Origin of the sequence: Frankia sp. Hr75.2 (assembly GCF_949319125.1) — a bacterium.
GTDB lineage: Bacteria > Actinomycetota > Actinomycetes > Frankiales > Frankiaceae > Parafrankia > Parafrankia soli.
Window position 1 is genome coordinate 106,399 of the sequence record NZ_CASGGV010000222.1, and the last position, 23,231, is coordinate 129,629.

Annotated in this window: 21 protein-coding genes; 11 read left to right on the forward strand and 10 right to left on the reverse strand. The window is 72.9% G+C overall.

The features are described from left to right. Window positions 1-94: 94 nt before the first annotated feature. Together AC559T_RS16190 and AC559T_RS16195 are read right to left on the reverse strand one after the other, a co-directional pair. Entirely contained in the window at window positions 95-1,015 is a 921-nt protein-coding gene (locus tag AC559T_RS16190; protein WP_498869276.1) for an AEC family transporter, read from the reverse strand. 57 nt (window positions 1,016-1,072) lie between these two features. Then, complete coding sequence (locus tag AC559T_RS16195) at window positions 1,073-1,489, reverse strand: hypothetical protein (RefSeq protein WP_498869277.1); 417 nt, start codon at window positions 1,487-1,489, stop codon at window positions 1,073-1,075. Between the two features lie 174 nt (window positions 1,490-1,663). On the opposite strand from AC559T_RS16195, the gene AC559T_RS16200 reads away from it, so the two are divergent. Beyond that, window positions 1,664-2,926, forward strand: coding sequence for an alkane 1-monooxygenase (locus tag AC559T_RS16200; protein WP_112105599.1), 1,263 nt, complete (start codon window positions 1,664-1,666; stop codon window positions 2,924-2,926). Between the two features lie 242 nt (window positions 2,927-3,168). Next, on the forward strand, window positions 3,169-4,491 hold the full coding sequence (locus AC559T_RS16205; RefSeq protein ID WP_498869278.1) for a cation:proton antiporter: 1,323 nt from the start codon (window positions 3,169-3,171) through the stop codon (window positions 4,489-4,491). A 40-nt stretch (window positions 4,492-4,531) separates the two neighbouring features. Here AC559T_RS16205 and AC559T_RS16210 read toward each other — a convergent pair whose 3' ends face one another. The 4 genes from AC559T_RS16210 to AC559T_RS16225 all read right to left on the reverse strand — a co-directional run bounded on the left by AC559T_RS16210 (window position 4,532) and on the right by AC559T_RS16225 (window position 7,933). Next, the gene (locus AC559T_RS16210; RefSeq protein WP_131624616.1) at window positions 4,532-5,203 is read right to left on the reverse strand and encodes a hypothetical protein; all 672 of its coding nucleotides are present in this window, start codon (window positions 5,201-5,203) and stop codon (window positions 4,532-4,534) included. A gap of 87 nt (window positions 5,204-5,290) precedes the next feature. Then, a complete protein-coding gene (locus AC559T_RS16215; RefSeq protein WP_498869279.1) occupies window positions 5,291-5,920 on the reverse strand; it encodes a hypothetical protein in 630 nt (209 codons plus the stop codon). 142 nt (window positions 5,921-6,062) lie between these two features. Next, window positions 6,063-7,151, reverse strand: coding sequence for an adenosine deaminase (add, locus tag AC559T_RS16220; RefSeq protein WP_498869280.1), 1,089 nt, complete (start codon window positions 7,149-7,151; stop codon window positions 6,063-6,065). Window positions 7,152-7,210: 59 nt separating this feature from the next. Then, complete coding sequence (locus tag AC559T_RS16225; protein WP_112105603.1) at window positions 7,211-7,933, reverse strand: lysophospholipid acyltransferase family protein; 723 nt, start codon at window positions 7,931-7,933, stop codon at window positions 7,211-7,213. Between the two features lie 237 nt (window positions 7,934-8,170). Here AC559T_RS16225 and AC559T_RS16230 point away from each other — a divergent pair, with 237 nt between their 5' ends. From AC559T_RS16230 to AC559T_RS16240, 3 genes are all read left to right on the forward strand, one after another. Further along, window positions 8,171-8,926: a M50 family metallopeptidase gene (locus tag AC559T_RS16230; protein WP_020459800.1), complete on the forward strand. Its 756-nt coding sequence runs from the start codon at window positions 8,171-8,173 to the stop codon at window positions 8,924-8,926. 168 nt (window positions 8,927-9,094) lie between these two features. Continuing rightward, window positions 9,095-10,108, forward strand: a complete 1,014-nt coding sequence (locus AC559T_RS16235; protein ID WP_498869281.1) for an SOS response-associated peptidase — start codon at window positions 9,095-9,097, stop codon at window positions 10,106-10,108. Between the two features lie 206 nt (window positions 10,109-10,314). Continuing rightward, the gene (locus tag AC559T_RS16240; protein ID WP_112104795.1) at window positions 10,315-11,046 is read left to right on the forward strand and encodes a tyrosine-protein phosphatase; all 732 of its coding nucleotides are present in this window, start codon (window positions 10,315-10,317) and stop codon (window positions 11,044-11,046) included. Between the two features lie 201 nt (window positions 11,047-11,247). Here AC559T_RS16240 and AC559T_RS16245 read toward each other — a convergent pair whose 3' ends face one another. Then, window positions 11,248-11,802: an HdeD family acid-resistance protein gene (locus AC559T_RS16245; RefSeq protein WP_071062578.1), complete on the reverse strand. Its 555-nt coding sequence runs from the start codon at window positions 11,800-11,802 to the stop codon at window positions 11,248-11,250. 286 nt (window positions 11,803-12,088) lie between these two features. Here AC559T_RS16245 and AC559T_RS16250 point away from each other — a divergent pair, with 286 nt between their 5' ends. Next, complete coding sequence (locus AC559T_RS16250; RefSeq protein WP_071062576.1) at window positions 12,089-13,702, forward strand: ABC-F family ATP-binding cassette domain-containing protein; 1,614 nt, start codon at window positions 12,089-12,091, stop codon at window positions 13,700-13,702. A 113-nt stretch (window positions 13,703-13,815) separates the two neighbouring features. Next, a complete protein-coding gene (locus AC559T_RS16255; protein WP_112104796.1) occupies window positions 13,816-14,769 on the forward strand; it encodes a cation diffusion facilitator family transporter in 954 nt (317 codons plus the stop codon). 95 nt (window positions 14,770-14,864) lie between these two features. Here AC559T_RS16255 and AC559T_RS16260 read toward each other — a convergent pair whose 3' ends face one another. After that, on the reverse strand, window positions 14,865-16,361 hold the full coding sequence (locus AC559T_RS16260; protein ID WP_498869282.1) for a hypothetical protein: 1,497 nt from the start codon (window positions 16,359-16,361) through the stop codon (window positions 14,865-14,867). Window positions 16,362-16,714: 353 nt separating this feature from the next. Here AC559T_RS16260 and AC559T_RS16265 point away from each other — a divergent pair, with 353 nt between their 5' ends. The 3 genes from AC559T_RS16265 to AC559T_RS16275 all read left to right on the forward strand — a co-directional run bounded on the left by AC559T_RS16265 (window position 16,715) and on the right by AC559T_RS16275 (window position 19,948). Next, window positions 16,715-16,933, forward strand: a complete 219-nt coding sequence (locus AC559T_RS16265; RefSeq protein ID WP_020459808.1) for a helix-turn-helix domain-containing protein — start codon at window positions 16,715-16,717, stop codon at window positions 16,931-16,933. Window positions 16,934-17,037: 104 nt separating this feature from the next. Continuing rightward, entirely contained in the window at window positions 17,038-17,802 is a 765-nt protein-coding gene (locus AC559T_RS16270; protein ID WP_498869283.1) for an enoyl-CoA hydratase/isomerase family protein, read from the forward strand. Between the two features lie 55 nt (window positions 17,803-17,857). Beyond that, window positions 17,858-19,948, forward strand: a complete 2,091-nt coding sequence (locus AC559T_RS16275) for an ABC transporter ATP-binding protein (RefSeq protein ID WP_112104799.1) — start codon at window positions 17,858-17,860, stop codon at window positions 19,946-19,948. 7 nt (window positions 19,949-19,955) lie between these two features. Here the strand turns inward: AC559T_RS16275 and AC559T_RS16280 are convergent, their stop codons facing one another. Continuing rightward, the gene (locus tag AC559T_RS16280; RefSeq protein WP_020459811.1) at window positions 19,956-20,291 is read right to left on the reverse strand and encodes a hypothetical protein; all 336 of its coding nucleotides are present in this window, start codon (window positions 20,289-20,291) and stop codon (window positions 19,956-19,958) included. Window positions 20,292-20,418: 127 nt separating this feature from the next. Between AC559T_RS16280 and pyk the strand changes: the two genes are divergently transcribed. Then, complete coding sequence (gene pyk / locus AC559T_RS16285) at window positions 20,419-21,834, forward strand: pyruvate kinase (RefSeq protein ID WP_112104800.1); 1,416 nt, start codon at window positions 20,419-20,421, stop codon at window positions 21,832-21,834. 328 nt (window positions 21,835-22,162) lie between these two features. Here the strand turns inward: pyk and AC559T_RS16290 are convergent, their stop codons facing one another. Beyond that, entirely contained in the window at window positions 22,163-22,663 is a 501-nt protein-coding gene (locus tag AC559T_RS16290; protein WP_071062562.1) for a pyridoxamine 5'-phosphate oxidase family protein, read from the reverse strand. Window positions 22,664-23,231: the final 568 nt, after the last annotated feature.

The following is a 23,231-nucleotide window of genomic DNA, read 5'->3' on the forward strand; positions in this document are numbered from 1 at the left end:
GTCTGCCCGTGCGGCGGCTGCGACCTCTGGATAGCCCCCCTATCCAACTATAGGACGCCCTTGTAGTTGCTTGCGCCCATCCGGTGATCTGGTGTTACGGGTGTAGCGGGAGTGACCAGACCGCGAGGGTGAGTACCGACAGCGGAGCGCCCACCCCGACGAGCAGGCTCGGCAGCGGCGGCGCCAGGCCGTGCCGGTTGGCGATGATCGCCCCGGCGACCATCGGCGGCATGGCGGTCTCGAACAACGCCACCCTGACGTTCGGGTCGGTGAGGACGTCCGGGTCGGTGAGCGCGTCCGCGAGCGCGTAGCAGCCCAGGACCACGACCGGCGCCACGGCCAGCTTCACCACCAGCCCCAGGGCCAGCTCACGCCGCCACCGGCGGACGGCCGGCAGCCGCAGCTGCAGGCCCACCGAGAACAGGGCCAGCGGGGTGAGCGTTGCCCCGATCGAGGCCAGGGCCTCGTCCAGCCAGGCGGGGAAGCCCACCGGGCGCAGCGCCAGCGCCAGCACCAGGGCGATGAGTGAGGGACGCGCCAACGCCCTGCGGGCCACCGCCAGCGGCGTCGACGCGGCACCCGCGGTGGCCGTCACCAGCACCAGCACGACGGTGTTCAGCAGCAGGGAGGAGCCGAACTGGTCGGCGAGCAGCGCGACGGGTACCCACTGCTCGCCGAAGAACGCCGTGACCATCGGGATGCCGACGAACGAGGTGTTCGCCACCGCGGTCGCGGCCACCAGCGCGACCACGACCTCCCGCGGCAGCCGCATCAGCCGTGCCGCCGCCAGGTAGATCAGCACGGTGACGGCGAACAGAAGGTACGGGGCGGCCACAACGATCGCGACGTTCGACGGGATCTCCACGCCGTGCAGCACGTGCAGGGTCAGCGCGGGCAGGGCGACGTCGAGCAGCCAGATGTTGAGCGCCCGCGGGGCGTCGTCAGGGAGCTGGAACGAGCGCTGCGCCACCACCCCGGCGACAAGGCCGACAAGTACGACGACCAGGGCGGACACCGACGCATCGTCTCAGCCCGCAGGCCGGCCGAAATCGCCTCGCACGCGTCGCCTGCGTCACTCGGCCGGGGCGTCGGAGGGCTCCGGTCGGCTTGGCTTGGCTGGTGGGCCCGCTCCGTCGGGGTCGTGGCCCGGCCGGTGGGGCGAGCTTCCGCTGGCCGGGCGGGCCAGCCGGGTGCGGTAGAGGCGGGTGAAGGTGATGTGGCCGGCGAAGAGTAGCCCGGCGACGACGTAGTTCAGATCACCGAGGGACTCCTGCCCGGGCAGTGGGAGGAGCGTGTAAGTGATGAGGACGGCCGCCGAGAGGAACAGCGTGCCGATCGTGACACCGCCGATCCACGGCGGAGCATCGGTCATCGACCCGTGCCGTGCCACCTCCGGCACGGCACCCACCGGCACGGCCGTCGGTCCGGCCGTCGGTCCGGGCGTCGGGCTGGACGTCGGGCTGGACGGCGGTTCGCTCTGCGGCCTCACGGTGCCAGTCTGCACCGCCGGGGTGTCCCGGCGGGACCGGTCGGTGAACCGCCGGTGGCTGCCGGGTGCCTTCCACCTGGGTCGATTGTTCCTGTCGGTGGTGGATGTGACACTGCTCGGGCGGACGAGGCCGGGTCCTGGGCAGGCGGGCCCGGCAGGCTGGGAGGGCGGCAGATGACGGCGCCAGTGCTCGTCGGCCCGGGCGGGGTCGCCTGGCGCGACGGCAAGCGTTACATGTGGCTGACGGCGCTGCTGCCGCCGCTGCTGCCGATCGTCTCGTTCGGGCTCTGGCACCGCACCGGCTCGGGCCTGCCCTGGTGGCTCACACCCGCCTTCGTGTTCGTGCTGCTGCCCGTACTCGACGCGACGACCCCGAAGGACCCGGTCGGCGCCCCGGAGGGAACCCGCGAGGCGCTGGACGCCGACCGCTACTACCGCTGGTGCACCTACCTCTATCTGCCGCTCGCCGGTGTCGCGCTGCTCATGGGCTGCTGGGCGTGGACGCGCGGCGACCTGTCGGTGATCGAGCGGGTGGCGGTCGTCCTCGCGCTCGGCACGGTCACCGGGATCGGTATCAACACCGCGCACGAGCTGGGCCACAAGCGCGCCCGGGTCGAGCGCCGGCTCGCGAAGGCCATGCTGGCGCCCGCCGCCTACGGGCACTTCTACGTGGAGCACAACCGGGGCCATCACGTCCACGTCGCTACGCCGCGGGATCCGGCCAGCGCCCGGATGGGGGAGAGCTTCTGGCGGTTCTGGCCGCGCACGGTCGTCGGCAGCCTGCGGTCGGCCTGGGCGCTCGAGGCGGCCCGGCTGCGTCTGCGTGGTCGTTCGCCCTGGTCACCGCGCAACGAGGTGCTTTCCGCCTGGTGCTACACGGCGGTGCTGTTCGGGGTTCTCGCGGTGGCGTTCGGGCCGGCGGTGCTCGCCTTCCTCGTACTGCAGGCGGTCGTCGGCTTCTCCCTGCTGGAGTCGGTCAACTACATCGAGCATTACGGGCTGGCGCGGGAGTGGACCGCGGCCGGCCGGTACGAGAAGGTCGACCCACGGCACAGCTGGAACAGCGACGACGTCATCAGCAATCTCGCGCTGTACCACCTGCCCCGGCACAGCGATCATCACGCGCACCCCACCGTGCGCTACCAGTCGCTGCGGTCCTTCGCCTCGGCTCCGCAGCTTCCCGCCGGATACGGCTCGATGATCGTCGCATCGCTGTTCCCCCGGTTCTGGTTCCGAGTCATGGATCCGAGGGTCGCCGCGCACTACGGCGGTGACGTGACCCGGGCCAATCTCGACCCCGCGCGGCGCGCGCGGCTCGTCGCCCGCTATGGCGGGGGCGGCGCCGCGGCCGCCGTGCCAGCGGTCGCTTCGCCACAGGCCGTTGCGCCCGCTGCGTCGGAGGTCGATGCGTTGCCCGATCGCGTTTCGGCGGGCTGAAGCGGCAAGCCCGAACCGAAAGCCATCACCGCCTTCCCGGAGGTCCCGATTCTTGTCAGTCGGGCCCGGGATCTTCGGCTGGGCGCTAACCTCGTCGCACCTGATTCACCCGGTGGACGGCGAGCTGAAACGACTACGTGGCGGCGAGGGCTGGCGCAGTGAACGCGACGGAGACGTCATTCGTGACAGCGGCCCCGGTGGCCTCGTTGTCCCATCATTCATTGCTCATTTTTCTTCTTCAGGTGACCGTCCTGTTGTGCCTCGCGCTGGGGCTCGGTCGTCTCGCCATCCGACTCGGGCTGCCCTCCGTGGTCGGCGAACTGCTCGCGGGCGTGGTGGTCGGCCCGTCGCTGCTCGGGGCGGTCGCGTCCGAGTTCTCGGGTTGGCTGCTGCCCGCCGAGCCCGACCAGATGCACCTGCTCGACGCGCTGGGGCAGATCGGCGTGATCCTCCTGGTGGGCCTCACCGGCATCGAGATGGACATGCGGATGGTCCGTCGGCGGGGAGCCACCGCCGCGCGGATCAGCATCGCCGGCCTCGTGCTGCCGGTCGGGCTCGGGATCGGCGCGGGCCTGCTCCTGCCGGAGTCGCTGCTGGCGGACGGCGCCGACCGCGGGGAGTTCGCGCTGTTCCTCGGGGTGGCCATGGGGGTCAGCGCGATCCCCGTTGCGGCCAAGATCCTGCACGACATGCGGCTGCTGCACCGCAACGTCGGCCAGCTCATCCTCGCCTCCGCCACGGTTGACGACGCGGTCGGCTGGTCGTTGCTGTCGGTGGTCTCCGCGATGGCGACAACGGGGGTGCGCGGCGGCGACATCGCGTGGCCGGTGCTCAGCGTGATCGGTGTCGTCGCCGCGGCGTTCGTTGTCGGCCGCCCGCTCGCCCGGCTGGCCGTCGCCGCCGGCGGCCTTGCCAGGCCGTCCGCTGAAACGGCTGAAACGGCTGACACCGGCGGCACCGGATCGGGTTCCGGTATCGCGGTGGCGGTCGTCTTCATCCTCGCCGCGGCCGCCGGGACGCACGCTCTCAAACTGGAGGCGATCCTCGGCGCGTTCATCGCCGGCATCCTGCTCGGGTCCACGCCGACTCTGGACATCCGGCGGCTCGAACCGCTCCGCCTGATGGTCATGGGCGTGCTCGCGCCGATCTTCTTCGCGTCCGCCGGGCTGCGCATCGACCTGACCGCGCTGACCCGGCCGGAGGTGGCGCTCGCCGCCGTCGTGATCCTCGGACTCGCGATCCTGGGCAAGTTCGCCGGTGCCTACATCGGTGCCCGCGCGAGCCGGCTGGGGCACTGGGAGGCGCTCTCGCTGGGCGCGGGCCTGAACGCCCGCGGCGTCATCGAGATCGTCGTGGCCGGGACGGGCCTGCGCCTCGGCGTCCTCTCCACCGCGACGTACACCGTGATCGTCCTGGTGGCGGTCGTGACGTCGATCATGACGCCGCCGATCCTGCGGGCGACCATGCGCCGGGTGGAGCAGACCGCTGAGGAGCAGCTGCGCGAGCTCGACCTGGCCGGCCGCTCCGTCGGGGCGCCCCGCGGCCTCGACGCCGAACGCCCCTGAGGACCGGCCAGCCCCCGGCCAGCGCCCGCTGACCCGCGGGTCAGCGGGAGCTGAGGATCTTCTCGAAGAACTCCCGGTAGCCGCGCAGCGCCTTGCGCAGGTCCTCGGTCGACGGCTCACCGTGGTCGTGCCAGGCAGAGCGCAGCCCCGAGTGCTCCCGGCTGATCCGGTCGGTCAGCGACCGGACCGCCTCGTCCACCAGCCGGTCGGCCTTCTCGACCGCCTGGCGGGGATGGTCGACGAAGTCGATCAGGACCTGCCGCCACGCGCCTTCCGGCTCGCCGGACGAGGTGGCCTCGGTGGCCGTCGGCCCGGCACCTGCCGGGCCAGCGGACGCCGAGCCGGCTGATGCCGGGCCGCCAGGTGCCGAGCCGGCAGGGGTCGGGCGGCCGGCCCTGGCCGGATCACCGTCGCCCGGCTTGTCCCGGACGGCGTCCGGCGGTGCCGCGGGGCCGCTCGTCCCGATGGTGAACCCCGGCTCGTCGCCGACCAGGGCGTACGCCGAGGCGTCCGGCTCCGCCGCCGTGCCCGGCAGCGCCGAAGCCGCAGGGGCAGCCCGGTCGTCCGCCTGGTCCACCCTGGCCGTTCGGTCCGCCTGGGCCGTGGGCGCGCCGGCCGGGCCGGGGGCGGGACGGGCGGACGGGCCGCCGTCGGTGGTCCGCTTCCCGGATGGCGGTGCCATCTCGGGCTCGCGTGCGTCGGATGTGTTCATTGCGGGTCCTCCTGCCTTGGAGTCTCGGCCGAGTCGTGCGCCAGGCCCGCCCGGTGCCGTTGCCGGCGGCGGGGGACGTCCGAGCGGTCAGGTGCGCTGCCGCGGGGGCCCGGCCAGGGCCGGGGAGCTCTGGGCGTCCTGGTCCCGCGGCTCAGTCTCGCCGGTGACCAGCCATCCGAAGAGCCCGCGCAGCTGGACCAGGGCGGTGCGCAGTTCCTCGGTGTCGGGGCCGTCGGTGTCGGGGCCGCCCGCCGGGGCCTCGGCGTGGGCGTGCGCGTCCCGGTAGGGGGCGACCAGCTCGGGCCGCTCGGCGGAGATCAGGTCGGCCCGCTCGTCAAAGGTCGACTCCGGGTAGCCCCGGGCGCGCATCACCTCGACGACGAGCCGGTCCGCCTGGCGGGCGGAGCCGGCGGGGTCGTCGACGAACCGCGCCTGGACGGCGTCCCAGCGGGTGAGATACCCGGCGCGGGCGGGCTCGTCGAGCGGCTGGAGGTCAAGCTCGTCGCGCCGCCGGGCCACCTCGGCGAGCCTGCGTTCGGCCGCGCGGCGATCCCCGCCGCTGTGTTCCACCGCACGGTCGTACTCCGGCCCGAAACGACTGCGCAGCGCCCGGCCGGAACCGCCCGGGGCCAGCCGGGCACCCCCGAGCACGCCAAGGAGGACCACGCCCAGGATTACGAGAACGAGGACCAGCAGGAACCATCCCAGCGCCGACACGGCGTGACCTCCGTACGAATCGGCTGATCACCAACGACGTCGGCTGCGGTACCCGTGGGCCCACCCCATAAACGCGGGACGCCCGTTCCCGCAACGCCTGTCCGGGTTCCGCCAGCGCGTGCCAGGCCCCGGCGGGGCCTGCTCAGCTCCCCGCGGGGGCCGCGGGACGGACGCCGAGATCCGCCGCGGCCGCGGTGAACTCGGCCCGCAGCCGCTCCTTGCCGTCCGCCGGCAGGAAGGAGTGCTCCACCGCCGCGGCGGCCACGTCGAACACCTGCTGCCGGGAGAGCCCGAGCGAGCGCAGCGCGTGCAGGTACTCCGCGCGCAGCGTCGTGTTGAACATGGGCGGGTCGTCGCTGTTCAGGTTCACCTGGAGGCCCTGCGCGATCATCTCCGGCAGCGGGTGCACCCCGTAGCTGGCTACGGCCCCGGTGCACAGGTTCGAGGTGGGGGAGACCTCCAGCGGGATGCGGTGCCGGCGCAGGTGCTCGACCAGCGCGGGGTCGCCCAGCGCGCTGGTTCCGTGCCCGATCCGCTCCGCGTGCAGGTACTCGAGCGAGTCCCAGATGGTCCGGGGCCCGGTCGTCTCGCCCGCGTGCGGGACGCAGTGCAGGCCGGCGTCCCGTGCCGCGGTGAAGACCGGGCCGAACTGGGGCCGCGGCACCCCGACCTCGGGCCCGCCCAGGCCCAGCGCGATCACACCCTCGCCGCCGTGGGCCAGGGCCAGCTCCAGGGTGCGCTCGCCGGAGGTGACGTTGTCCGTCCCCGGCAGGCCGGGGATGTCGGTGATCCAGCGCACCTGGATGCCGGCCTCGCGCTCCGCGTCGAGCCGGCCCGCCTCCACACCGGCGAACACGACCGCGGGGTCGATGCCGCGCTGGACGTGCAGGAAGGGCGTGAAGGTGATCTCCGCGTAGCGCACCCGCTGCGCGGCCAGCCCGAGCGCGGTCTCCCGGGCGAGCAGGCGGAAGTCCTCCTCGTCCCGCAGGACCTGGACGGCGGCCAGGTAGACCTCGATGAAGTGGTCGAAGTCGCGGAACTCGTAGTAGGCCCGCAGGGCGTCCAGGTCGGTCGGCAGATGGTCGACGCCGTGGCGGCGGGCGAGCCGCAGCAGGGTCGCCGGCAGCATCGAGCCCTCCAGGTGGACGTGCAGCTCCACCTTGGGCAGCCCGTCCACGAACTGCTCGTCCGTCACCTCGTCGGTGACCTGACCGGTCACGGGGTCGCTCACGTCTGTCCTCCGGTCCGTGCTGCGGGTCCGTCCACGATTCTTCCGCAGCCGGCCGCGGGTCAGCCGGCGGGACGGGCGGGGGGCTCGGGCGCCGACCCGCCGAGATGGGCGGGCAGCCACCAGGGGGACTCACCCGGCGGGGGCGCGGGGTAGCGGCGCTGCGCGTCGTCGAGCAGCTCGCCCATCCGGAGCTCCAGCAGCGCGGTGCCGGTCCGGGCATCCGGCAGCTCCGAGTACGGGATGGGCTTGCCGACCGTGATCGAGACCGGCGTGCCGACAGCCGCGCGCAGGTTGCGGGGGCGGCCCTTGGTCAGGATCCGCTGGCTGCCCCAGAGCACCAGGGGGATCACCGGCACCTCGGCCTCGGCGGCGATCCGGGCGGCGCCCGACTTGAACGGCGCCAGGCAGTAGCTCGGGCTGATCGTGGCCTCGGGGAACACCCCGACGAGCTCGCCCTCGCGCAGCGCGCGCACCGCCGCGATCAGCGAGCCGGCCCCGGCCGCCCGGTCGACCGGGATGTGGTGCATCCCACGCATCAGCGGCCCGCTGACGCGGTGGTCGAACACCTGCTTCTTGGCCATGAACCGGACCATGCGCCGCCGCGCGTGCCAGAAGGGAACCCCGGCGAGCGCGAAGTCCAGGTAGGAGACGTGGTTGATCAGCACGATGGCCCCGCCGCCGGCCGGCACGTTCTCCTCGCCACGTATGTCCAGCCGCAGGCGCAACGCGCGGAAGAGCCCCAGCGCCGTATGGATGACCGGTCGGTACACGTACTCCGCCATGCCGCGAATCCTCCCCAGATCGGTATGCCGTCAGATCGGTGCCTCGCGGTCCGCCGCCCGCCGCCCGCCGCCCGCCACCCGGCGTGCGCGGACCCATCGTGCGCCACGGGGCGGCGCGAGTCGTGCATTTACCGGATGCCCCGTCCGGCCGCGCCCCGCCCGGCTCCGTGCTGTCGGCGAGCCGACGGACGATGCCATACCGGGGCGTTGGACCCGGGCGGCTCATGCGGGACGATCGTGGCGGCGTACCGTCCGTCCGCCGGCGACGATCCACCGGCGACGAGGAGAGGGGCAGCCACGTCCGATCTGCTGAGCCGGAGCCTCGACGCGCAGCCGGCCCCCGCGCACTGGATCCTCGTCCTCACGGGGGTCGTCGCGCTGCTCACTGTGGCGAGCGGCCGCACCTGGCCGACCGCCCGTCACGTCGTGACGATCGCGCACGAGGGCGGGCACGCCCTCGCCGCGGTCGCCACCGGCCGCCGCCTGGCCGGGGTGCGCCTGCACTCCGACACCTCCGGCGTCACGGTGTCCTCGGGCCGGCCGACCGGGCCCGGGGTCATCCTGACCGTCGCCGCCGGCTACACGACGCCGTCGCTGCTCGGACTGGGCGCCTCCGGCCTGCTCGCCACCGGGCGGATCAGCCTGCTCCTGCAGATCCTCGTCGCGCTGCTGCTGGTCATGCTGGTGGTCGTCCGCAACGCCTTCGGTGTCGTGTCGGTGCTGGTCAGCACCGTCGTCGTGCTCGGGATCTCGTGGTTCGCGGCGGACGACGTCCAGGCCGGCTTCGCCGCCTACGCGACCTGGTTCCTGCTGCTCGGGGCGGTGCGGCCGATCATCGAGGTCCAGCGGCAGCGGCGGCAGCGGCGCGCCAGGGACTCCGACCCGGACCAGCTCGCCCGCCTCACCGGACTGCCGGGTGCCTTCTGGGTCGGCGCGTTCGGACTGCTCTCGCTGGGCTGCCTGGCGACCGCGGCGGCCGCGCTCGTCGTCTGATCCTCCCGGCGACCCTTCCTGGCCGGTCTTCCTGGCCGGTCTTCCTGGACGGCCTTCGTGGACGGCTCTCCTGGACGGCCCTTCTGGACGGCCCTTCTGATCGCCCGTCGGCGGGGGCCGGTGCTGGTTGGCCGGAAGTGTCGGTGGGAGCTGGAAGACTGCTCAGACATGTGCGGCAGGTATACCCAGACTCTGAGCGCCGACGATCTCGCCGCGGCGATGTCCGCGGCGGACGAGACGGGCGGCCGGGTGACGGAGAGCTACAACGTCGCCCCGACCACGGTGATGCCGATCGTCGTCGCGCGTCGGCCACCGGGCGGCACCGGGCACGGTGAGCCGGCGGCTGGCGTTGGCACCGGCGGGGCCGGCGAAAGCGGCGAGGTTGGTGAGACAGGCGGGGGCGGCGGGCCGCAGGCCGCGGGCGGTGGGCGGGTCCTGCGGCTGGCCACCTGGGGTCTGGTCCCGTTCTGGGCGAAGGACCCGGCGATCGGCAGCCGCCTGATCAACGCCCGCGCCGAGTCGGTCGCGTCCAAGCCGGCGTTTCGCGCTGCGTTCGCCGCCCGCCGGTGCCTCGTTCCCGCCACCGGCTTCTACGAGTGGCGGCGGCCCGGCGGCTCGCGCCGCGGCCAGCCCTACTACATCCATCCGGCCGGCCACCCGGGGGCCGACGGCCTGTTCGCCTTCGCCGGGCTCTACGAGGTCTGGTCGAAGGGCGAGCAGCCGCTGACCACGTTCACGATTCTCACCACCGACGCGGCCGCGGGCACCGAGTTCATCCACGACCGGTCACCCGTCGTGGTGCCGCGCCCGGCCTGGTCCCGGTGGATCGACCCGACGCTGCGGGATCCCGAGGCGCTCGCCGGGATCCTGCGGCCCGCTCCGGCCGGGGTGTTCGCCGCGCACCCGGTCTCACCCGAGGTCGGCAGCGTCCGCAACACCGGCCGTCACCTCGTCGACCCCGTCGACGTCGACCCGGAGGAGGCAGCCGCCGCTGCCGGTCCGCCGGCCACCGCCGGCCCGTCCCGGGCCCGGCGGGCCGGGCGAGCGACGCCCGTCGCCAAGTCAGCGTCCGTCGCCGGGCCGACCTCCGTCGCCGAGCCGCCGCCCGGTGTGGGGGTAATCGCCCCGCATGAGGTCGGCCTCTTCGGCGAGGATGGCGTGGGTCCGCACGCGCGGCGATGACACCGAGGCCAGGGCCTGACCTGGCCTGGCCGGTCGGGGCCGTCCGGTCTGGGCCTGGCCCGGCCCTGTAAGGACCGGTACGGCCAGGTCCGGTCTGGTCCTCGCCGTGGCCGTCGCTGTGTCGGGCATGGCCCGCCCGGCCCGGCCACCCGCCCGACGGAGGCAGCCGGGACCCTGCGTGCACCGCGCTCTCGGGAGGACATCGGATGGGAACAGAAGATCTCGCCACGGAACGGCTCGCCAACCTGCGCGACGTCGGCGGCATGACCACCGCGGACGGCCGCGTCACCAACACGGGCGTGCTGTACCGCAGCGAGATGCACCGGGTCGAGGACGCCCGGCCGGCGGCGGAGTTCACCTGGCCCCCGCCGACCGTGGTCGACCTGCGCTCCGCGGTCGAGCGGGGGAGCTCCCCGCACCCGCTGTCGCTGATCGGCTCGGAGATCCACGTGATGCCCCTGCTCGGCGAGGAGACCGGCCGGGTCAGCGACTCCCTGCCGCCGGACGCGCTCGCGGGCGGCCTGCGCACGCTGTACGCCGCGATGCTCGACATCGCGACACCCCGGCTGGTGGAGATCCTCGACCTGGCGGCGGAGGCCCCCGGTCCGCTCCTGGTGCACTGCGCGGCCGGCAAGGACCGCACGGGCGTGGTCGTCGCCCTCCTCCTGCGCCTGGCCGGTGTCGTCCCGGAGCAGGTGGTCGCCGACTACCTGGTTACCGGCGAGAACATGCCGGGCGTGCTGCGCCGCCTGCGAGGGCACGCGATCCTCCCCGACGGCCGGGTCGTCGACAAGGAGGTCACCAAGGTCTCGGTGGCCGCCGTCGAGCAGGTGCTGACCATCATCGACGGGCACCCGCAGGGCCCGGAGGGCTGGTTCCTCGACCGCGGCGCCCGGCCCGAGGCCGTCGAACTCTGGCGCAAGCGCATCCTGGGCTGAGTCCGGGGCGACCATTGCCGTCGCTCGGGGAGGGCTTCTGCCGTCGCTCGGCGAGCGCATCACGGTCCTGGCCTCGGTGGCTGGCCGGGGAGTCCGGCTCAGTTACTCGCCCTTTAGTTTCTTCCTCGCCGTTTCGGGGGTCGCTGGCGGCGGATTTCGCTCGGAGAGGACGAGAAGGAAATTAAAGGGCGAGCAGGATACTCAGGGGCGCAGGGCCAGGCCGAGTGCCACCTCGGTCACGCCGGTGACGACGAGCTGGATGCCGAACAGCACCGCGAGCACCACCATGGTCGAGGACGGCCAGGCCAGGGCCAGCACCCCGAGGACCACGGCGAGCGCGGCGATCAGCAGGCCACGGGCCACGCTGCCGGTGCGGCCGGCCTGGCCGTTCCGACTCGCCAGCACCAGCAGTGCCCGGACCACCCCCGCGACGATCAGGGCCGCACCGACGATCAGCGCTATCGCGTGCAGCGTCACCCCCGGCCACAGCAGGATCACCACGCCGGCGACGGCGGTCAGCGCGCCGAAGAAGATGGCGGAGCTGCTGTTCTCGGTGCGTACGGCGGAGACGATCTCGGTGATGCCGGAGACGAGAAGAGCCACACCGGCGATGACGGCCAGCGCGCCGACGGTGGTGAAGGGATTGGTGATGAGCAGCAACCCCAGGACCGTGACCGCGATTCCGAGGATGACCAGGGCCGACCACAGCGAACTCGGGCGCTGCGTCTCCCGGTTCTGTCGATACGTGGTTGTCATCGTGACCTCCCCGTGTCTGGCCCGAAGGCGTCCGTGAGCCGGGGCTCGTGCCCGTGACCTGGGAAAGGCGTACCCGCAACGCCTGGTGGGCGCACCCGCGCGGCGGTAGTCACCGACCGTCCGGCGCGGGACGCCCGTCGGGCGCGGTGCCGCGGCCCGTACCCTGGAGGACATGACCTCTGCCGCGTCGTGAGGCGGGCGTTTCCCAGGCACCCCGGTGTCGTGGTGGCCAACCGCTGACACCTGATACGCGCACGAATCCGATGTACGAAAGAGGCCGACCCTCATGATCATCGTGTCCGAGCTCGAGCTCCGCGCCGGAGCCCGCACACTGATCGAGCCGGTCTCGTTCCGGGTGCAGCCGGGTGACCGTATCGGCCTCGTCGGCCGCAACGGCGCCGGCAAGACGACGATGCTGAAGACGCTCGCGGGGGAGACCCTGCCCTTCGCCGGCAAGGTGGACATCCGCGGCGAGATCGGCTACCTGCCGCAGGACCCGCGCACCGGCGACCTCGCCGACACCGCCCGCGACCGCGTGCTCGCCGCCCGAGGCCTCGACGTGATCCTGCGCGAGATGGAGAAGCTCCAGCTCGAGATGGCCGAGTTCGTCGACGAGACGGCCCGCGACACCGCGGTGCGTCGCTACGGCCGGCTGGAGGAGCGGTTCGGGATGCTCGGCGGGTACGCCGCCGAGGCGGAGGCGGCGCGGATCTGCTCCTCGCTCGGCCTGCCCGACCGGGTTCTCGGCCAGCAGATCGGAACGCTCTCGGGCGGCCAGCGCCGCCGCGTCGAGCTGGCCCGGATCCTGTTCGCCGGTTCGGGGAACTCCGACGCGACACTGCTGCTCGACGAGCCGACCAACCACCTCGACGCCGACTCGATCACCTGGCTGCGTGACTTCCTGCGCGCCCATTCCGGCGGCCTGATCGTCATCAGCCACGACGTCGACCTGCTGGACAAGAGTGTGAACAAGGTTTTCCATCTCGACGCCAACCGCGCCGCGCTCGACGTCTACAACGTCAACTGGAAGACCTATCTCACCCAGCGCGATCAGGACGAGCGCCGCCGGCGGCGGGAGCGGGCCAACGCGGAGAAGAAGATCGACTCGTTGCGGGCGCAGGCCGACAAGATGCGGGCGAAGGCCACCAAGGCGCGCGCGGCACACCAGATGGACCGCCGCGCGGAGCGCCTCGCCTCCGGCCTCGCCGAGGTCCGGGTCGCCGACCGGGTCGCCAAGCTGCGCTTCCCCGATCCGGCTCCGTGCGGCCGCACGCCGCTGACCGCCACCGGCCTGTCGAAGTCCTACGGCTCGCTGGAGGTGTTCACCGGCGTCGACCTGGCGATCGACCGCGGCACCCGGGTCGTGGTCCTGGGCCTCAACGGCGCCGGCAAGACGACGCTGCTGCGCATGCTCGCCGGCCAGGAGACCCCGGACGCCGGCGAGGTGCACCCGGGGCACGGCCTGCGCCTGGGGTACTACGCGCAGGAACACGAGACGCTCGACACCTCCCGCACGGTGCTCGACAACATGCGCGCCGCGGCGCCCACCGCCTCCGACGTCGACCTGCGTCGCATCCTGGGCGCATTCCTGTTCGGGGGGGACGCGGTCGAACAGCTCGCCGAGACGCTCTCCGGCGGTGAGAAGACCCGGCTGGCCCTGGCTGGCCTGGTCTGCAGCTCGGCGAACGTGCTGCTGCTCGACGAGCCGACGAACAACCTCGACCCGGCGTCGCGCGGCGAGGTCCTGAGCGCGCTGCGCACCTACCGGGGCTCGGTTGTCCTCGTCACGCACGACCCGGGCGCGGTCGAGGCACTGAGCCCCGACAAGGTCCTGATGCTGCCGGACGGCGTCGAGGACACCTGGTCGCCCGACCTCGCCGATCTCGTCACCCTGGCCTGATACCACGGGAGTACCCGGCGGCGCCCGGAGGTGGCCACCTTGACACACTGGGCCCTCGGTCCGGGCGCCCATCGGCGCGCGGGAGACAGAACACGGGACGAGAGCGGGAGCACGTGAGCACAGAAGGCGGCACCAAGGCAGTCGTGGCGGCACTGCTCGCGAACCTGGGCATCGCGGTCGCGAAGTTCGTGGCGTTCCTCTTCACCCGCTCGTCGTCCATGCTCGCCGAGTCGATCCACTCCGTCGCCGACTCGAGCAACCAGGCGCTGCTCCTGCTCGGGCAGCGCAACGCCAGCCAGCCGGCGGACGAGGAGCACCCCTTCGGCTACGGGCGTTCCCGCTACATCGCGGGCTTCCTCGTCGGCATCGTGCTGTTCAGCGTCGGCGGGCTGTTCTCCGTCTACGAGGGCGTGGAGAAGCTGCGCCACCCCCACGAGCTGGAGAGTGGCGTGGTGGCGATCGTGGTCCTCGCCGTCGCGATCGTGCTCGAGAGTTTCTCGTTCCGGACGGCCATCAAGGAGTCGAGGCATCTCAAGGGCTCGGGGTCGTGGTGGCGCTTCATCCGGGACGCGCGCTCCCCGGAGCTGCCGGTCGTCCTGCTGGAGGACCTGGCCGCGCTGTGCGGCCTGCTGCTCGCCCTCGCCGGGGTCGGCCTGACGCTGCTGCTCGACGAACCGCTCTGGGACGGCGCCGGCACCCTCGCGATCGGCATCCTGCTGCTGGCCGTCGCCGTGATCGTCGCGATGGAGACCTACGGGATGCTGGTCGGGGAGGCCGCCACCCCGCAGACCATCGAGGTGATCCGGCAGGCGCTGAGCTCGGCGCCGGCGGTCACCACCGTGATCCACATGCGGACCCTGCACCTCGGCCCGGACGAGCTGCTGGTCGCGGCCAAGATCGGGCTTGACCCGGATCTGACCATGGCCCAGGTCGCCGCCGCCATCGACGAGGCCGAGGCGCTGCTGCGCGACGCCGTGCCCACCGCGCGCCGGGTCTACCTCGAACCCGACATGCCGCGGGGCGAGGTGGCCCAGCCGGTGCCGCCCGCCGCCGCCGAGTCCGCCTGATCGCCGAGTCCGCCTGATCGCCGAGTCCGCCTGGTCGCCGAGTCCGCCTGGGTCACGAGGCATTCGGGCGCGTTCTCCGGCCGGGGCCGCGCAGCTCAGCCGTTCCCGAGGAAGACCCGCAGGACGATGGCGGCGAGGGCGCCCGTCCCGATCAGCAGGCCTGGAAGGTCACCCGCACGCACCGTGTCGCCCGGTCCGTCCGGGCGGGGGCGCGGGGCCAGCGCCGCCACCGCCAGCCACGGCGCCAGCGGCAGCCAGGCCAGCTCCACCCCACCCCAGGCCAGCCCCGCGCACAGGCTGAACAGCACCGCGGCGCCGGCGCCGACCAGGAACGGCCAACCGGGGGTCAGCCGGATCCGGCGCAGCGCGCGGACCAGCACCGGCCCGCCGGCCAGCAGCACCACGACGGCGTCCAGGGCGAGCCAGGCCAGCATCGTGGCGGGCCCGGTGTCGACCCGGGCCTGGGTGAGGCCGTCCGGCCAGGAGAAGCCCCAGGCGAAGAACAGCCAGAGCGGGAGCAGCGCGCCGAGTCCGGTGAACACGTTCATCAGCGGCTGGCGCCGGACGAAGTACGCGGCCGCGACGGCGACGCCCAGCCACACCACGGCGTAGTCGAACAGGCCGCTCACCCCCAGCAGCAGGCCCGACAGCAGCGCCCACGACAGCCGCCATCGCCGGCCCGGCTCGCACCCGAGCACCCCCACGGCGACCGCCGCCGCCGCCGGCAGGATGGCGACGGCCCGCGGCGACGCGGCGGCCCACAGCGCCCACGGCGTCAGCACGAGCACCGGGATGGTCCGGCGCGCCGCCGTCTCGTGGCACAGCGAGCGCACCGCGACCGCGACCAGCGGGACGCCCAGCGCGGTCAGCGCCGTCAGCGCCAGCCCGAGCGGCACCGCACTCCCGGCCCCGTCAGCCCCGTCGGCGAGGTCGCCGAGCCCGAGCTGGTCCAGCCCCCACACGAGCAGCACAGGGCCGGGCGGATGGCTTGTGGGCAGGCTGGAGGGCGCCCGCGGCAGGTCCGTCGCGCCGGCCTGTGCCGCGGACACCGGCCCGTCGACGGACTGGGCGACCCAGCCGGCGAGGTAGCTGAGCGGGTCGTCGCCGACGGCGCCGGCGGCGGTCAGGTACACCGGAGGCGGGCGCAGGCCATCGGTGAGGCCCGGGCCGGCCGCCGCGGCCAGGGCAAGGCTCCAGCACAGTGATCCGGCGAAGCCGAACAGGAGCAGGAGCGGCCAGCGGGCGCGGATGGCCCGGCGGGCGAGCGCCAGGGTGACGATCGCCACGAGCACCGGGAGCAGCGTCGCCGGCGCCAGGTGGGGCGTACGCCAGCCGACCGGGAACGGCGCGGCGGAGCCGAGGTCCACGTCGGTGGCGGCGATGAGCCCGCTGAGGAGCAGGCCGAACCCGGCCGCCGCGCACCAGAGCCCGACATCGACCCCCTCGGCCCGCAGCGCGGACAGGGCCGGGGCGCGACGGGGCAGCGTTCCGGTCACCTTGCGTGTACGGATGTGCCGCGTGGGTTCCTGCCGGGCGCTGGGTGTGAGCCGCGCCGGTGAGGGCGCCGCCCTCGTCGGCCGGCCGTTGACCATGCATGCACCGTAACCAGTCCCGGCGGCCCGCGGATCCCCGCGGGGGAGCCGAGACGGATGTACCGTCGGTGACGATGTTCGACGCGCCGCGCGGGAGCCCCTGCCCGATCGGATCCCAGCCGGCCGCAAGACTGGCCGCTGTGTCGTCGAACTCGGGCTTCGGGCGCGCTGTAGCAGGTCAGGGGCTATGTGACTGCTCGGAGTCGGCTCGTCGGCGTGCGCCTCGGACGCGTGCGAGGTTGTCCCGGCGACTGCACCATCGCGTGTGATGGATCACACGGGCTTCGAGTGGCGCGGACACCGAAGCTGGGTGAAGATCGGTTCGCAGATCATCGAACACGGAGGGGGCCACATTGGCCGAGCTTAGGAAAGGAACCCGGATCACCGGGGCGGAGCGGGACAAGCTCGCTGCCGAACTTCGGAAGAAGTACGAGTCCGGACAGAGCATTCGCCTGCTTGCCGAGTCGTCGGGTCGTTCGTACGGGTTCGTCCACCGGATCCTGTCAGAGTCGGGCACGACGCTGCGCGGACGTGGGGGCGCGACCCGGGGTACCAAGAAGAAAAGCGCCTGACCATGAGCATGCCGGCCGCCGCCGACCCGGCGGCGGCCGGGCTGGGCGTACTCGCAGCTGGCCCTTGCGTCTCGCTCACTGTGAGTGAAGATGTGTCGGGTTGGGTGGGCGACACGCCCACCCTCCCGTCCATCGCCGCGGCGATGGACGGCATCCTGCGCGACCTGCGCGGCGACGTCCGTGTCGTCGTCGTGAACGCCGTACACCGTCTGTCGGCTCCGGTCGACCACAAGACCAGCCACGAAGCTCCGGCCGACCACAAGGTCGACCACAGGACCAGCCACGAAATCGATCACAGAGCCGATCGCGAAGTCGGCCACCAGACCGGCCCGACGGCCGGCCCATCCGCCGGCGGGGTCGCGACCGGGCGGAACCTCGCCACGTGGTCCCGGGTCGCGCGCCGGCTGTCCGAGCGGCCGGACCTGCTCAGCATCGCCGTCTCCGCCGGGCCGACGACGGGCCCGGGGCTGGCACTGGCCCTCGCCTGCGACCTGCGGGTACTGACCGAGGACGCATCCCTGTGCCTCACCGAGGCCACGGCCGGTCGCGTGCCGGGCCTGGGCGTTGCGGGTACCCTCGTCGACACTGTCGGCTACGCCCGCGCGCTTGCGCTCTGTCTGACCGGCAGGCCGGTGGGCGCGCGGGACGCGCTCCGGCTCGGCCTCGCCGCGCTCGTCGTCCCCCGCCGGGACCTCGACGCCGAGGTCGGCCGCCTGGTGGACCGCCTGCTCGCGGTGCCGCCCGACGTCAGCGCGGAGACGAAGGCGCTGCTCGCCGGCGCCCGCGAGCGGTCGGGCAGCCAGCGCCGCGCGGCGGAGGACGACGCCCTCGCGCGGGTCCTCGCCACGACCGCCGGGAATGCGGGCTAGCAAACCCTCGCTTACACCGTTACGTAGTAACACGTAGCGGTGCGTCGGAGGCTCCATGAGAACTGCGGTCGACAACTGGTCCACGATGCGCTCGTTCCAACGGGACCGCTCGGTGACGCGGGCCAGCCTGCGCCCGGGGACCGTCCGCCGCATCGTCGGCTTCGCCCGCCCCTACCGCCGGCTGCTCGCTGGTTTCGGCGTCCTCATCGTGCTCGGCGCGGCGACCGGCGCCGTCACCCCGCTGCTCTTCAAGGCGATCATCGACGATGGGATCGTGCCCGGCCGGGCCGGGGTCGTCCAGACGCTCGCCGGGGTGGTCGCGGCTCTCGCCGTCGGCGAGGCGCTGCTCGGGCTGGGTCAGCGCTGGTTCAGCGCCCGCATCGGCGAGGGCCTGATCTACGAGATGCGCTCGCAGGTGTTCGACCACGTGCAGCGCCAGCCGATCGCCTTCTTCACCCGCACCCAGACCGGCGCGCTCATCACCCGGCTGAACAACGACGTCCTCGGAGCGCAGTCCGCGTTCACGAACACGCTGTCCGCCGTGCTGTCCAACATCCTGTCGGTCGCCTTCGTCCTGATCGCGATGATCAGCCTGTCCTGGCAGATCACCGTGGTCGCGCTCGTGCTGCTGCCCGTGTTCGTCGTGCCGGCGCGCCTGCTCGCGCCCCGGCTGGCGGCGCTGACGCGGGAGAGCTACGGCCTCAACGCCGAGATGAACACGATGATGACCGAGCGGTTCAACGTCGCCGGGGCGATGCTCACCAAGCTCTACGGCGAGCCCGACCGTGAGGTGCGCACCTTCCGCCGCCGCGCCGGGCGGGTCCGTGACATCGGCGTGACCCAGGCGATGTACGGGCGGATCTTCTTCGTGTCCCTCACGCTGGTCGCCTCGCTGGCGACGGCGATCGTCTACGGCGTCGGCGGTACCTTCGCGGCCCGGGGCAGCCTCGAGGTCGGCACGGTCGTCGCGCTCACCGCCTACCTCACCCGGCTCTACGGCCCGCTGACGCAGCTGTCCAACGTGCATGTGGACGTGATGACCGCGCTGGTCTCGTTCGAGCGGGTCTTCGAGGTTCTCGACCTGCGGCCGGCGATCGAGGACGCGCCGGACGCCGTCGAGCTGCCGGCGGGGCCGGTGGCCGTCGAGTTCGACCATGTCGGATTCCGCTATCCGGCGGCGACCGAGGTGTCACTGGCCTCGCTGGAGTCCACGGCCGTGCTCGACAGCAGGACGCCGGAGCCGGTGCTGCACGACGTCACCTTCCGGGTGGGCCCCGGTGAGCTCGTGGCGCTCGTCGGCCCGTCCGGCGCGGGGAAGACCACCATCAGCCAACTCGTCGGACGGATGTACGACGCCCGGGACGGCGCGGTCCGGATCGGGGGGCTCGACGTCCGCGCGGTCAGCGGCCGCTCGCTGCGCGCGGCCGTCGGCGTGGTCACCCAGGACGCGCACCTGTTCCACGACACGATTCGGGCCAACCTGCTGTTCGCCCGGTCCGACGCGACGGAGGAGCGCATGTGGGCGGCGCTGGACGCGGCCCACATCGGCCGGGCGGTGCGCGACCTGCCCGACGGGCTGGACACGGTCGTCGGGGACCGTGGATACCGGCTCTCGGGCGGTGAGAAGCAGCGGCTGGCCATCGCCCGGCTGCTGCTCAAGGAGCCCGCTGTGGTCGTCCTGGACGAGGCCACCGCCCACCTGGACAGCGAGTCGGAGGCCGCGGTGCAGCGGGCGCTGACCGCGGCGCTGGCCGGGCGCACGTCGCTGGTGATCGCCCACCGGCTCTCGACCGTCCGGCGGGCCGACCGCATCCTCGTGGTCGACGGCGGGCGGATCGTCGAGAGCGGCACCCATGACGAGCTGATGGCCCTCGGCGGCCTCTACGCCGAGCTTCACCACACCCAGTTCGCCACGCAGGACGACGCCGGGACCGGCGGACGGCCGGGTTCGCGGGCCGCCGCCGATGCCGCCGATACGGATGACGCTGCCGATACGGACGATGCTGCCGTCGTGGGAGAGGTGGGCGAGGCGGGTGCCCCGGCCGCCGCGGGGGTGACCGGGCCGCCGGCCGACTGGAGCTCCGGTGCCCGCGTCACCCTCGACCCGCCGAACGGCGGGGTGGCGGCCCTGCCGGCCGCGCGCTGACTGCCGCTCAGGCCGCCTGGGCGACGGAGGTCACACCGGCCGGGCCGGTCGGCGAACCGGTTGTCACGGATGCCGCGTCCAGTGACACGGTGTCCGTGGCTGCGGTGTCGGGCTCGAGGGCCTCGTGGGGCAGCGCGATGTCCACGTCGCCGGAAGGCCGCCGGTGAATTGCGGGATTGTTGGTCATGGCCGGGCTCCAGGTTGTTTCAGGGCGGTAACATGCCGCGGTCTGGACGTCCGGGATCGTGCGGCGCCGTTGCCAGCTTTCCCGTAACTGTCGCTTCACCCGCTCTTGCGGGTGGACCATGCGAAGGTACGCCTGCTGTGCCCTTGCGCGCAGCATGTGTCCGAACGCCCGGGTGCGAAACGGTCACAGAACCTCTCGGGACTAAGTGGCCCAGAACCGCCGGATCGAGTGTGTCACCAGGGCCCATGTCCTATCCCGGGCGTTCGTTACCTAGGCTTTGACCGTGCCACGAAGAGCCAAGATAGTTTGCACCCTCGGCCCGGCCACCAACTCTCCCGAGATGGTCCGGGCCCTCGTCGACGCCGGAATGGACATTGCCCGGCTCAACTTTTCGCATGGAACGCACGAGCAGCACGCCGCTGCGTACGCCCTGGTGCGCGAGGCGGCCGCGGCCGCCGGCCGCAGCGTGGGGATCCTGGCCGACCTGCAGGGGCCGAAGATCCGCCTCGGCAGGTTCGCCGACGGCGGGGTCACCCTGCTGCCCGGGCAGCATTTCACCGTCACCATCCGTGACGTCCTGGGAGATCAGGAACAGGTCGGCACCACGTACCCGGGCCTGACCCGGGACGTCGCCGCCGGGGACACCATCCTCGTCGACGACGGCCGGCTGAACCTGCGGATCGACGGGGTCGAGGACACCGACGTCCGCACCACCGTCGTGATCGGCGGCAAGGTCAGCGACAACAAGGGGATGAACATCCCGAGCGCCGCGCTGACGGTGCCGGCGCTGTCCGAGAAGGACGCCGACGACCTGCGCTTCGCGCTCGAGCTCGGCGTCGACATGATCGCGCTGTCGTTCGTCCGGTCCGCCGAGGACTACGCGGCCGTCCGCTCGATCATGGACGAGGTCGGGATCCGGGTTCCCGTCCTCGCGAAGATCGAGAAGCCGCAGGCCGTCGACGAGCTCGACGGGATCATCGAGGCCTTCGACGGCCTCATGATCGCCCGCGGTGACCTCGGTGTCGAGCTGCCGCTCGAGGACGTCCCCCTCGTCCAGAAGCGGGCCGTGAGCCAGGCGCGTGAGCGGGCCAAGCCGGTCATCGTCGCCACCCAGGTGCTCGAGTCGATGGTGAGCGCGCCCCGGCCGACCCGCGCGGAGGCGAGCGACTGCGCCAACGCCGTGCTGGACGGCGCCGACGCGATCATGCTTTCGGCCGAGACCAGTGTCGGGGCGTACCCGGTCGAGTCGGCCGCGACCATGGCGCGGATCATCGAGACCGCCGAGGCGGATCTCGGCCGCATCCCCCCGCTGCGGACCCCGCCGCGCACCCTCGGCGGCGCGATCGCCCAGGCGGCGGTGAGTGTCGGGGAGGCGGTCGGTGCCCGCTACCTGGTGGCCCACACCCTCAGCGGGGACACCGCCCGGCGGCTGATCCGATACCGCAGCTCGGTGCCCGTCCTCGCCTTCACCCCCATCCCCGGCGTGCGCAGCCAGATGGCGTTGCTGTGGGGTGTGGAGACGGTGCTGGTGCCGTTCGCGGAGAGCACCGACGAGATGGTCAGGCAGGTCGACACGGCCCTGCAGCAGATCGGGCACTGCCGGCCGGGCGAGCTGGTGGTCGTCGTCGCCGGTACTCCGCCGGGTGTCGCCGGCATGACCAACATGATGCGGGTGCACCGCATCGGTGAGGCGGTCTGACCGGGCCCGCGGGCCCGTGCCCGCCGCGGGAGTGCCGCCGCCGGTCGCCCGCGATCGGTGGCCCGTGGCGGGCTGGAACGGCACGATCGTGGTGGCGCCGGCCGTGGCGGAGCGAACAGCGCCGGGCCACCGGGCTTCGACCCGGTGGCCCGCGGCCGCCCGCCACCCCATTTCCCGCGCTGCACCTTCGGTGCCGGGTACGACGACAACTGCTGAGCGGCGAGCTTGCGGTCGCGGGCCGCCGCGGTGCGGGACGAGCCGTGGTCGGGGACGAGCTGCCGGCTGGGACGAGCTGTCGAGCTGCCGGCTGGGACGAGCCGCCGTCCGGTCAGCCCGCCCGGGCGAAGTCGATGACGCGCCGGGGGTCGTCCGGATGGTTGATCTCGTCGAAGAGGATCCAGCGGTCGACCCGGATCTCGTAGAGCCGGTGGGCGTTACCGTCCGCCAGCATCATCTCCACGTTCGCCAGCTCGCTGCCCTGCGGCCACCGCCCGTGATAGATCGGCAGCAGTGCGTCGGCCTCCGCCACCGGTACCTCCTCCGCGGTACCGGCGAAGCTCACGCCCTGGACCTCCTGGCCCAGCCCGTCGAGCTCGATGGTGACGATCGCGCCGGCCACCCGACGATCGGCTCTGATGTTCCTGCAGTGGGTGCGGTCGGGCCTGGAGATGAAGAACAGACGGTCCGGTTCGAACGAGCTCGCGTACCAGAGGTTGCAGACGGCGGGCTCGCCGCCACCCGCCAACGTCGCGATCTGCATCACTTTGCCGTCGCGAACGTAGTTCCGGGTCACGGACAGGTCCGTCGAGACGGCCTTGGACGTCGACACGGGAATCCTCCCAATCATCGGGTGTGGGCCGTGCAGCGTGAACAGCGTGCCCGGCTGGCGGGCGGCCGGTGGCTCCGCCGGCTGCCGGACGCCCGGGCGTGGTTCCGGAAAATGCCCTCGATCGTCATTTCGCGGGGGGAGGAACGATCGACCCGGCGCTTTGCGCGGAGCGCGCCGACCAGCACCGGTATCGCGCGAGGGGTTCTCCCCCCGATACCCGGTTGGGACGCGGTTCGCGGATCGAAAGCAGGATTCAGAACAGGCTCCTGAGGAACTGGGAGCTCGGGCGCGTCGACCACGCCTGTCGCCTGGCAGGGACACACTGTGCGGGTATGGTAGCCGAGGCCTGAGTGACACTGCTGTGTGTAATAGGTCCTGCGCGTCGGGCCGTGTGGCCGTGCCAGTGGTGACGCCGCGTTCCCACCCCGCGCCGCCCGCTCCGGCGGAAAGCCTGTGTACGGGCCCGGGCACGGGTACGGAAGTGGGTCGCCGCGCGGGCGCGGGGTTGTCCCGCGCGATCCCATCCGTTACCGTCGGCGCGCGCGACCAGCGGCTCCACGACGGCGCC